Genomic DNA, 11790 nt, shown 5'->3' with positions numbered 1-11790 from the left:
CACTCAACCCCCCTCTGTGCCGGGGTCCATCTGGCGGACAACGGCGAAGGAACGGGCTGGCCTGCGCGGACGAGGCCCGTGCGTGAGCATGCCGAGTCCATCAAGCGGCGACGGTCGCTCGACGGGCGCTGGCGCGGACGCCGTCCGCGATGGAGTCCCTCCAACGAAGGGTGTCAGCATGAGGACGCCAGACACGATGACCACCGAGGCATGGATTGCCACGTGTTTCATGCTGGACGTGCTGATCGCGATGGGTCGAGCGGCATCACCCAGCAAGGCCAGCGCCGCCAGGACGGCCAGCACGACGAGAGCGCCCAGCAGGCAGCGGACAATTGCCACCTGCATCTTCATGAGATTGAAGCGCCTGGGTTCGGATATCGCCATCCAGAAGGCGACCTGATCCCCGTCCAGGGGCGCCAGCGTGTCACGGACGCCATGCACCCCCAGACGCTGCATCGTTTGCCGCATGGTGGCAGCACGCCCGGGCACGCTGGCCGACAGCAGCGATTGCAGCCAGTGCCATGGTCGGGTCAAGCGTTCCACGCGGGCATGGGCCTCGGTTGCGGACACCCGGTCCTGCGGTCGGTCCAGGGCTGCAGTGAGGGCCGCGTGGTTGCGCGGCTGCAGCTGCCAGTGGCGATGCAGCAGGTTGCGCCGTGCGCGGACGCGGTAGGGATCGATATCAGCCCGGATCTCATCCCAGCAGAAGTATCGACCGAGCAGATCGAAGTTGGACTCGCACAGCGGCCGGCCCTCGTGCAGCAGCTGCTGCAATACCACGTCACCGATACGCGGCCTGTCGGCCAATGACCACAGCTCCGGACGATGGGCCAGCCAGTGCTCGAAGCTGGCCGGGTCGGCATCGGTCGCGGTGTTGATCAGCAGACGCGCAAACCGGGGCAGGTTCAATGACGGCTCCACCACATCGTCCGGCAGGTCGGTGTCGAACGTGCTTGGACGATGCAGCACCGGCATGTGGTCCATCGACGAATGGCTGTCGTACAGCGCCGGTGGGCCGGGTGGGCTGTTGTCTGCAGGTGGGGCCGACAGCGCTTCTGCACCGTCTTCCTCCTGCCATTGCGTGCGGTTGCGCACCCACAGCAGGGCCTCCTGGTAAGCCTCGTGCAGCGCCTGGAATGCCACGGGGTCTTCGTCAGGGCGTGCCGCACGCAGTCTCTGCGCGTAGGCGCGCTTGATCGCCCGTTCGTCGGCGCTGGCGTCGAGCCCGAGCGCGTCCAGTGCCCGGTTCACACGGTGTTTCCAGAGGCCGGCGGGAGCCCGTCAATCGACGCGTGACGGCGCGTGCGATGTATGAACTCGGCTCCCCACTGCAGCAGGATCAGAACGATGCCTGCTTCGGCGATCAGCATGGCAAGCACCATGAACACGGCATGTCGGATTCCGAACCGTATCCGCGAACCGACGCGTCGCCACAGGCGCGCAGTCGCCAAGGGCAGTGCCATGAAGATCAACAGGGTACCTTCGATGCGGTGGCCAAGGCCATGGACAAGAACCAGGCTGCCGATCGCCATCAAGGGCGCTGGCAGCGCCAGCAGCCATCCCCAGCGTGAAGGGGGCAGATCCAGCGTCAGCTGGCGCAGCGCCCAGCGCACAGGCACCCACAGTGCGCCGATCGCAGCCAGCAGCAGGCCAAAAGGCACCCCCAGCTGGGCGAAAATCGCGGCTTCGCCCGTCTTTCCCTGGACCAGCGAGACGCCTGCGATTCCAGCAAAGAACAACAGGCTGCAAACGCCCAGCAGTACGCCACGCAGTGCGTTCACCTGCCAGCGCCACCGGTTGGGCCGGGAGATGTCTGCAAGACTTCGCCAGAACAGGATCTGCTGCGGATCCCATGCCTCGGGCACCTGTTCCCTTCCGCCCGCCTCGATGGCATCCAGCAGTGCGTTGACTTCATTGATGTGCTCGGGCAGCTGCGCCTGCCAGAGGGATCGTCGCGGGTGCCATGGCTGCGACAGGTAACGCAGGCAACGGCTGACCGTGATCTTCCCCAGCCGCAGGCTGCCCTCTTGTTCAAGCAGTGCCGACAGCTCCGCCGCATTCCCGGTCTCGGCGGCCCAGCGTCGATGACCGCGCGACTGGATCGATGCCAGCCTGTCCGGATCCACGCCATCGTGTACATCATCCCAGCCAAAGCAGCGTGCCAGCAGACCCATGCTGGCTGCGCTGATGCCGTTGTGACTGCGTGCCAGTTCATCCAGCAGCGCGTCGCCCACCAATGGCTTGTAGCGCAGCGACCACAGCACCGGCGTGGCTTCCAGCCAGGGGCCGAAGTCGTCGACCGGCAACAGGTATGCCTGGCGCAGGATCAACTGGGCGTGGCTTGCTACATCGACCACCCCGTCCAGCTCCACCACCGGTGCCGTGCGCAGCAGCACAGGCGTGCCGCGGGGTGGCAACGGAGGCGAGTACGAACGCGTTTCGGGTGGCGCCCATGCCACGTCGGCGTCGTGCGGCCAGGGGCCGATATCGGCTGCATGCTCCGCCGGTTCGTCCTCGTCCTCGTCCTCGTCCTCGTCCGCAGCATCGGTACCGGCCAGCGCTTCCTGGCGGACCCAGTCCAATGCTGCCTGATAGGCCTCATGCAGGTGCTGGAAGGCGACGGGATCCTGGTCGGGGCGAGTCACCCGCAGGCGCTTTGCGTAGGCGCGCTTGATCGCGCGCTCGTCAGCGGATTCGTCCAGCTCCAGGACGTGAAGTGCCCAGCTCATGCATCGCGCTCGAGGGTGTCGAGTGCCTCGTCCAGCTGATGGCGATGACGCTCGACGGCAACGGCATCCTGGCTCTCCAGCACATGGCGGAAGCTGCTCAGCCACGACTGCAACTGTTCGCGGTGATGGATGCGTTCCTCGTAAAGGCGCTCGGTGCGGGCGATCACCGCGAGGTTGGGCTGGGCGTCACGCGGGTGGATCTTCAGCGCTTCCAGTGCGCGCAGGCGCTGCTGGATCTCTTCGGGTGACAGCAGTCCGGGATTCTGCTCCAGGATGAGCTCGTGGCGCTTGCCGGTGGCGTCCTCGGTGACTTCGACCTGCAGCAGCCCGTTCACGTCGTAGGTAAAGCGGGCGGTGACGCTGCGTTCTTGCATCGAGACAGAATGGGTCAGCGGCACGGTCAGCTCACCGAGCTTGATGTTGCGATCCACCGTCGGGCTCTCGCCCTGGAACACGTCGATGCGAATGGCGCTTTGCCGCTCGTGCAGCGGGTAGAAGCGATCCTCGCGGCTGACCGGCACCACGCTGTTGCGCTGGATGATCGGGTGGAAATAGCCGCTGCGCTCGCCACCGGAAGCATCCTGGCGGGACACCTGCGTGCCCAGCGTGTAGGGGCAGACATCGGTCAGCACGACCTCGCGCAGCGATTCGTCGCGTGCCTTCAGCCCGGCGGCAACGGCGGCACCCAATGCAATTGCCTGGTCCGGATGGACGTGGCGCAGCGGCAGCCGGCCGAACATGCGGGTCGCCAGCTTGCTGACCATCGGCATGCGTACCGCACCGCCGACCAGGATGATGTCGTCCAGCGCCTCGGGCTTGAGCCGGGCGTCGCGGATCGCGCGTTCGATGGGCGCACGCATGCGCAGCAGCAGTGGCTCGCAGAGCTGCGTGTAGCGTGCCTCGTCCATCTGCCACTGGCGTTCGCTGCCGGCCAGGGGCAACTGCAGGCTGGCGGCGCCGCTCAGGCTGAGTTCGCGCTTGAACAGTTCCAGCCGACGCAGCAGCTGCGCCTGTTCGGCAGCGGACAGGTCGCCGGCGGACGTGCCCTGGTCGGCATGGAAGGCCTGCACCAGTACCTGCAGGAAATCCTCGCCGCCCAGGAAGTTGTCGCCGGCGCTGGCATGTACTTCGACCACGCCGTCGAACAGTTCCAGGATGGAGACATCGAAGGTGCCACCCCCCAGGTCCAGCACCAGCACGCGGCCTTCGCCATCACGCTCCTGCAGGCCATAGGCCAGCGCGGCGGCCGTGGGTTCATTGATCAGGCGCTCGACGCGGATGCCGGCCAGCTCGCCGGCCGCCCGGGTGGCCTTGCGCTGGGCGTCGGAGAAATACGCCGGTACGCTGATCACCGCCTCCTCCACCTTGTGGCCCAGGGCGGCTTCAGCGTCAGCCAGCAGCGAGCGCAGCACCATGGCCGAGAGCTCCTCGGGGCGGAAACTGCGCTCACCCAGCCGGGTCTCGCGATCGCTGCCCATCCAGCGCTTGAAGTGGGCCACGGTCTGCTGTGGATGGCTGACCAGGCGGTCGCGGGCCGGCTGGCCAACCAGCACGGCGCCATCCACCAGGCTCACCACCGACGGCGTCAACAGCTCGCCATGGGCATTGGGGAACAGCTGCGGCCCGGCTGCCGTGTGCATGCCGACGAGGGAATGGGTGGTGCCAAGATCGATACCGACGATCATCTGCTGACGTCCGATGTGCAGAAAACGGCAATTCTAGGAGTGCGGCGCAGGCCTGACTATCGGGCGTTGCCCGACAGCGCCCCAGCGGCTATGGTCCCGAGCTGTTCTGTCGTACCGGATTGCCTCATGTCACCACGCAAAGCCCTTCCCACCGCCCTGGCCCTGGGCCTGACCCTCGCCGCGGGTGCCCACGCCGATGAAGGCATGTGGATGCCGACCCAGCTGCCGGAACTGGCCAAGCCGCTGCAGGCAGCCGGCTTCAAAGGCAATCCGGCCGACCTGGCCAACGTCACCGCGCCGCCGCTGAGCGCGGTGGTGCGTGCCGGTGGCGGCACCGGCTCGTTCGTGTCCGCCGATGGCCTGCTGCTGACCAACCACCACGTGGCGATGGGCGTGATCCAGTACAACAGCTCGCCCGAGCACGACCTGATCAACGGTGGCTTCATCGCCAAGGATCGTGCCGACGAGCGCCCGGCCAACCCGGACTTCCGCGTGCTGGTCACCGTCGGCTTCGACAAGGTGACCGACCAGGTGCTCGCGCAGGCCCGTGGCAAGACCGGTCGCGCCTATTTCGATGCGGTGGACGCGGCCAGCAAGCAGATCGTGGCCGAGTGCGAGAAGGATGGCAGCGTGCGCTGCTCGGTGGCCAACATGTACTACGGCACCGACTTCTACCGCATCGCCCAGCTGGAACTGAGCGACGTGCGCCTGGTGTATGCACCGCCGCGCGCGATAGGCAACTACGGCGACGAGATCGACAACTTCATGTGGCCGCGCCACACCGGCGACTTCACCCTGCTGCGCGCCTATGTCGGCAAGGACGGCAAGCCGGCCGCCTATAGCAAGGACAACGTGCCCTACCAGGCGCCGGCACACCTGCAGATGTCGGTGGAAGGCCCGAAGGAAGGCGATTACGCGATGCTGGCCGGTTACCCGGGCATCACCTACCGCCACCGTACCGCCGCCGAATTCGCCAGCCAGATCGATGCCGTGCTGCCTCGCCGCGTGTCGGTGTTCCAGCAGATGATCGACACCATTGAGGCCGCCAGCGCCAAGGATGCGCAGGCACGTACCCGCTACGCCTCGCAGCTGCAGTCGCTGAAGAACAACCGCAAGCGCGCTGCCGGTGAACTGGAAGGCCTGCTGCGCAGCGATGCCAAGGCCCAGCGTGCCGCCGACGAGACGGCGATGCTGGCTGCCACCGACCGCAAGTACCAGGGCGATATCAAGGCGCTGCTGGCCAACCTGTCGCAGGGCGCGGCGGTGGGCGAGCGTGACCTGCTGCTGGACCAGATGGCCGCGCAGAGCCAGCTGCTGCGCTCGGCGCTGCTGCTGGAGCGCCTGCGCATTGAATCGGCCAAGCCTGACGCGCAGCGCGAGAGCGGCTACCAGCAGCGCGACCAGGCGATGATCGAAGGCGTGCTCAAGCAGGTCCAGCGCCGCTACGCACCGGAGGTCGAGAAGGCCCTGCTGACCACATTGCTGACCCGCTACCAGCAGCTGCCGGACGCACAGCGCGTGGCCGAGTTCGACGCTGCCTTCGGCCGCACCCCGGAGCAGCTGGCCAAGGCGCTGGACACCCTGTACGCCGGCACCCAGCTGGGTGACGAGGCGCAGCGCCTGTCGCGCTTTGCTGCCGCCCGCGAAGGCAAGGCCCTGGCCGCAGACCCGCTCATCGCCGTGGCCGGCCCGCTGGTGGCCGCGCAGCTGCGCATCGAGAACGAGAGCAAGACCCGCGAAGGCGAGCAGTTGCGCCTGCGCCCGGCGTACATGCAGGCGCTGTTCGCCTGGCGTGCCAAGCAGGGCCGTGCGGTGTACCCGGATGCCAACCGCACCCTGCGGATCAGCTACGGCAAGGTCGAGGCGCTGCACCCGCGCGACGGCGTGACCTACTCGCCGGTGACCACCGTGGCCGGCATTGTCGAGAAGAACACCAACGCCTATCCGTTCGATGCTCCCAAGCCGCTGCTGGCGGCGATCGCCAAGGGTGACTTCGGCAGCACCGCCGACCCGGCGCTGAAGACCCAGACGGTCAACTTCCTGACCAACCTGGACACCACCGGCGGCAACTCCGGCTCGCCGGTGCTCAACGCCAAGGGCGAACTGATCGGCCTGAACTTCGACAGCAACTGGGAATCGGTCAGCGCCAGCTGGTGGTTCGACCCGCGCTACAAGCGCGCCGTGCACGTGGACATGCGCTACCTGCGCTGGCTGCTGGCCAAGGTCTACCCGGCGCCCGAGCTGCTGAAGGAAATGGGCGTGCCGGCCCAGTAAGAAGCCGGCCACGACCAACGGTCGTGGCCCGCACCGCGTAGACCCCCACCTTGGTGGGGGTGGTTGCCCCCAACGAGCCCGCACCCCCGGCCACGCCTGGCCTACACTGCGGGTTCCTCCGACGGAAACACACGCGTGGTCTCCAGTTGGATCCTGCTGCTGGTCTCGGTTGCCTATGCCGCGCTGCTGTTCGGCGTAGCGTGGTGGGGTGACCGTCGGCCGATGTATCCCGACCGGCCGTGGCTGCGGCCGGTGGTCTACAGCCTGGCGCTGGCCGTTTACTGTTCGTCGTGGACCTTCTACGGCGCCGTGGGTACCGCCGTGCGCAACGGCATCGGCTACCTGCCGATCTACATCGGTCCGTTGCTGCTGCTGTTGTTCGGCTGGCGCATCATCGAGCGCCTGGCGCTGATCGCGCGCAGCCAGAACGTGGTCTCCATCGCCGATTTCATCTCCTCGCGCTTCGGACGCTCGCGGCGGCTGGCGGCGCTGGTGGCGATCATCGCGCTGATCGGCATCATTCCGTACCTCGCCCTGCAGTACAAAGCGGTGGCGATGAGCCTGCAGGTGCTGACCGGCAACACCGGCCCCACCGGTTTCTTCACCGACCCAGCGCTGTACGTGGCGTTGCTGATGGCGTTGTTCGCCACGCTGTTCGGCACCCGCCAGGTCGATGCCACCGAGCACCACCACGGCATGATGCTGGCGATCGCCTTCGAATCGGTGATCAAGCTGCTGGCGATGGTGGCGGTGGGCGTGTTCGCCTACCTGTGGCTGAGCAACCGCACCGACGCGGTGGTGGAGTCGGTGCATACACTGTTCACCGGGCTGCCGCCGGTGGGATTCATCTCGCAGACGCTGCTCAGTTTCCTGGCCATCATCTGCCTGCCGCGCCAGTTCCACGTGGCGGTGGTCGAGTGTGGTGACGTGCGCGACGTGCGCCGCGCGCGCTGGATGTTCGGTGGCTACCTGGTGCTGATCTCGGGCATGGTGCTGCCGATCGCCACCGCCGGCGTGACCCTGTTCGGCACCGGCGGCAGCGTCGCCGACGACTCGATGGTGCTGGCGCTGCCGCTGGCCGAGGGCCGCAATGCGCTGGCGCTGATCGCCTATGTGGGCGGCTTCTCGGCAGCCACCGGGATGGTCATCGTCTCGTCCATCGCACTGGCCACCATGGTCAGCAACGACCTGGTGATGCCGGTGCTGCTGCGCCGGAGCGGTGACCACCAGGAGGCCGCCGACGTCGCCTCGCGCGTGCTGTGGATCCGCCGCCTGGCGATCCTGCTGCTGGCATTGATGGCCTACAGCTACTACCGCACCAGCAGCAACGACAGCACGCTGGCCTCGTACGGCCTGATGGCGTTCGCGGCGGTGGCGCAGTTCGCGCCCGGCCTGATCGGCGGGCTGTACTGGCGCGGCGCCAGCCGCCGTGGCGTCGAGGTGGGCATGCTGCTGGGCTTCGCCACCTGGCTGTACACCCTGCTGCTGCCGGCGATGACCATGGCCGGTTGGGTTGACGCGGGCTGGGTGCAGCACGGCCCGTTCGGCATCGAGTGGCTGCGCCCGCAGCAGCTGTTCGGCATGACCGGCTGGGACCCGCTGACCCATGGAACCTTCTGGTCGCTGCTGGTGAATGCGGCAACGATGATGCTGGTGTCCGCGCGTTGGCGCCCCGGCGTGGACGAACGCCTGCGTGCCGCGCCGTTCCTCGATCCTTATGCCGAACGCCCGTCGGTGGCGGGTGGCTGGCCCGGCCACGTGCACGTGGGCGACCTGCTGGCGCTGGCCTCGCGCGTGGTCGGCGAACGCCATGCACGGCGTTCGTTCTTCGAGCAGGCGCAGTCGCTGGGCCGCGAGCTGCAATCCTCTGCGCCTGCGGACCGACCGTGGGTACAGTTCACCGAGCGCCTGCTGGCCGCATCGATTGGTGCGGCATCGGCGCGCCTGCTGCTGACCAGCCTGCTGCGTGGCTCGGGCATGGACCTGGGCGAAGTGGTGGCGGTGCTGGACGAAGCCGGGCAGGAGCTGCGCTTCAACCGCGAGATCCTGTCGACCACGCTGGAGAACATCAGTGCCGGGGTCAGCGTGGTCGATCCGGACATGCGCCTGACCGCATGGAACCGCCGTTACCAGGACATGTTCGGCTACCCCGACGGCATGCTCTACGTGGGCCGCCCGGTGGCCGACCTGATCCGTTACAACGCCGAGCGTGGCGAGCTGGGCGAGGGCGATATCGAAGTGCAGATCAACCGCCGCATCGGCTACATGCGCGCCGGTTCACCGCACGTGTTCGAGCGCACCCGCAGCGACGGCAAGGTGATCGAGATGCGCGGCCAGGCACTGCCCGGCGGCGGCTACGTGACCAGCTACAACGACATCACCGATTACAAGCACGCGGAAAAGGCACTGCTGGAAGCCAACGAGACGCTGGAACAGCGCGTGGCCGAGCGCTCGCACGAGGCCGAGGTCGCGCAGCAATCGAAGACGCGCTTCCTGGCGGCGATCAGCCATGACGTGCTGCAGCCGCTGAACGCCGCGCGCCTGTTCGCTTCCGCGCTGCGCGACAGCGACCACGTGAGCGACGAGCAGAAGCACCTGGCCGAGCGCGTGGATGCGTCGCTGCGTGCTGCCGAAGAACTTCTTGATGGCCTGCTGGACGTGTCGCGCCTGGATGCCGGTGGCCTGCACCCGGTGATCGGGGAGTTCGACGTGAGCGCGTTGATGCGCGAGCTGGCGGCGCAGTACACGCCGGTGGCCGCAGGTCGTGGCCTGCGCCTGGACCTGTTCGCGCGCCCGGCCTGGGTACGCAGCGATCGCCGCCTGCTGCGCCGCGTGCTGCAGAACTTCCTCGCCAACGCATTGCGCTATACCCGGCAGGGCCGCATCGTGCTGGCGGTGCGCCATCGTGGCGACGAAGTGGAGCTGCAGGTATGGGATACCGGCCCCGGCATTCCCGAGCACCACATGCGGCAGATTTTCGATGAGTTCCACCGCTACCAGCAGCCGTTCGACTGGGGCGAGCAGGGACTGGGCCTGGGCCTGTCGATCTGCCAGCGTATCTCGCGACTGCTGGACCATCGCCTCAATGCCCGCAGCCGCGTCGGCAGCGGCTCGATGTTCTCGATCATCCTGCCGCGTGTGGCGCCGCTGCCGGGCTACACCGAACTGGCCACGCCGGTGCAGGCCGTGGCCACGCCGCTGCGCAGCGATTCGCTGGCTGGCCTGCGCGTGCTGTGCGTGGACAATGACGAGGAGATCCTCGACGGCATGCGCGCGCTGCTGGGCCGCTGGCAGGTGCAGGTGATCACCGCCGCCACCGTCGACCAGGCGCTGGAGAAGATTGCCGAGCGCCCGCAGGTGATGCTGGTGGACTACCACTTGCATGACCGCATGGATGGCCTGGATGCGCTGGTGGCGCTGCGTGAAGCGGCCGGCTATCCGCTGCCGGGTGCACTGCTGACCGCCGATGGCCGCGACGAGCTGAAGCGGATGGCGCGCGAACGCGGCTACCGCGTGCTGACCAAGCCGATCAAGCCGGCCTCGCTGCGCGCCTTCCTGGGCGCACTGCGCGATGCTGGCAACAGCGACGCCTGACGGGCAACTGTAGAGCCGAGCGCACGCTCGGATCGCGCGTGGTGCGTTGTATTCCGTGGTTCGGCCGAACAGCAGCCGAGCATCGGCTCGGCTCTACAAGTTCCCGGTTGCGCGACCCCTCTGTAGAGCCGAGCCCACGCTCGGCTCGCGCGTTGTGCGTGGTATTCCGTGGTCCGACCGAACAGCAGCCGAGCATCGGCTCGTCGTTACAAATTCCCGGTTGCGCGACCCCTCTGTAGAGCCGAGCGCACGCTCGGCTCGCGCGTGGTGCGTGGTATTCCGTGGTTCGGCCGAACAGCAGCCGAGCATCGGCTCGGCTCTACAAGTTCCCGGTTGCGCGACCCCTCTGTAGAGCCGAGCCCACGCTCGGCTCGCGCGTGGTGCGTGGTATTCCGTGGTCCGGCCGAACAGCAGCCGAGCATCGGCTCGGCTCTACAAGTTCCCGGTTCCGCGACCCCTCTGTAGAGCCGAGCCCACGCTCGGCTCGCGCGTGGTGCGTGGTATTCCGTGGTCCGACCGAACAGCAGCCGAGCATCGGCTCGGCTCTACAAGTTCCCGGTTGCGCGACCCCTCTGTAGAGCCGAGCCCACGCTCGGCTCGCACGTGCAGCGCGGCGCTGATATAGCCATCGCTATACAAACCAGCCCTGCCTGCGCGTTTGTCTGGAAATGCGCCACGCGCGGATCGCGGTGCTAAGCTGCGCGTCCCCTTGGGGAGTAGCCGGATTCCTTCGCAGGAATCGTCCACGTCAACATACTCGGCCAGTGCGCCGTGGCGTGGACAACCATGATGGTTGGCGAGACCAGCGGCCCGCGCGCGCAACGTCAGGTTGGGCGCGAGCGCGAGCCGTGCGTCCGTCCTTGCCCGACCTTCAGCAGCCGCCAATGTCCCCCATTTCGATCCTCCTGATCGGCTTTGCCATGTCCACCGATGCCTTCGCCGCGGCGATCGGCAAGGGTGCTGCCATGCGCAAGCCGGTGTTCCGCGATGCGCTGCGCGCCGGCATCATCTTCGGCGTCATCGAGGCGATCACGCCGATCATCGGCTGGTTGCTCGGCCGTGCCGCCCTGCAGTACGTCGAGGCCTTCGACCACTGGATCGCCTTCGGCCTGCTCGGCGCGCTGGGCATCCACATGATCTACAACGGCCTGCGTCCGGACAGTGCCGAGGAAGACGAAGACCCCTCGCAGCACCACGGCTTCTGGAAGCTGGCACTGACCGGTTTCGCCACCAGCATCGATGCGATGGCGGTGGGTATCGGCCTGGCCTTCATGGACGTGCATATCGGCGTGATGGCCGCGGTCATTGGCCTGTGCACGCTGACCATGGTCACCGTCGGCATCATGCTTGGCCGCGTACTGGGCAGCATGGTCGGCAAGCGTGCCGAGATCATCGGCGGCGTGATCCTGGTGATCATCGGCGCGACGATCCTGTACGAACACCTGCACGGTGTGGCGTAACACACGGACCTGTAGAGCCGAGCCCATGCTCGGCTGGCGTGCGAAGCA

6 protein-coding genes and 1 riboswitch are annotated in these 11790 nt (G+C 67.3%); of the genes, 3 read left to right on the top strand and 3 right to left on the bottom strand.

Annotated features, from left to right (window positions below):
* Window positions 1–3 precede the first annotated feature (3 nt).
* Genes ACZK0Z_RS21985 through ACZK0Z_RS21975 form a run of 3 tightly spaced genes read right to left on the bottom strand, consistent with a single transcriptional unit; the run spans window position 4 to window position 4414 of the window.
* On the bottom strand, window positions 4–1251 hold the full coding sequence (locus ACZK0Z_RS21985) for a heat-shock protein (RefSeq protein ID WP_197633293.1): 1248 nt from the start codon (window positions 1249–1251) through the stop codon (window positions 4–6).
* Complete coding sequence (locus ACZK0Z_RS21980; RefSeq protein WP_197633292.1) at window positions 1248–2729, bottom strand: heat-shock protein; 1482 nt, start codon at window positions 2727–2729, stop codon at window positions 1248–1250. The genes ACZK0Z_RS21985 and ACZK0Z_RS21980 overlap by 4 nt, the downstream gene beginning before the upstream one ends.
* Entirely contained in the window at window positions 2726–4414 is a 1689-nt protein-coding gene (locus ACZK0Z_RS21975) for an Hsp70 family protein (protein WP_197633291.1), read from the bottom strand. The genes ACZK0Z_RS21980 and ACZK0Z_RS21975 overlap by 4 nt, the downstream gene beginning before the upstream one ends.
* 126 nt (window positions 4415–4540) lie before the next feature.
* Between ACZK0Z_RS21975 and ACZK0Z_RS21970 the strand changes: the two genes are divergently transcribed.
* The 3 genes from ACZK0Z_RS21970 (at window position 4541) to ACZK0Z_RS21960 (ending at window position 11742) form a co-directional block, all read left to right on the top strand.
* Window positions 4541–6688 carry a S46 family peptidase gene (locus ACZK0Z_RS21970; RefSeq protein ID WP_049430261.1) on the top strand — a complete coding sequence of 716 codons (2148 nt, stop codon included), beginning with the start codon at window positions 4541–4543 and terminating at the stop codon, window positions 6686–6688.
* Between the two features lie 135 nt (window positions 6689–6823).
* Window positions 6824–10282 (top strand): hybrid sensor histidine kinase/response regulator, encoded by a 3459-nt coding sequence (locus ACZK0Z_RS21965; RefSeq protein ID WP_049430260.1) that lies wholly within the window; start codon window positions 6824–6826, stop codon window positions 10280–10282.
* Between the two features lie 705 nt (window positions 10283–10987).
* A riboswitch (yybP-ykoY riboswitch) is annotated at window positions 10988–11077 on the top strand.
* Window positions 11078–11166: 89 nt separating this feature from the next.
* Window positions 11167–11742 carry a manganese efflux pump MntP gene (locus tag ACZK0Z_RS21960; protein ID WP_049432085.1) on the top strand — a complete coding sequence of 192 codons (576 nt, stop codon included), beginning with the start codon at window positions 11167–11169 and terminating at the stop codon, window positions 11740–11742.
* Window positions 11743–11790 lie beyond the last annotated feature (48 nt).

It is taken from the genome of Stenotrophomonas sp. 116085_Sma (assembly GCF_056479585.1).
Note: the sequence above shows the minus strand (reverse complement) of the source record. Positions and strands in the feature narration are given on the sequence as shown.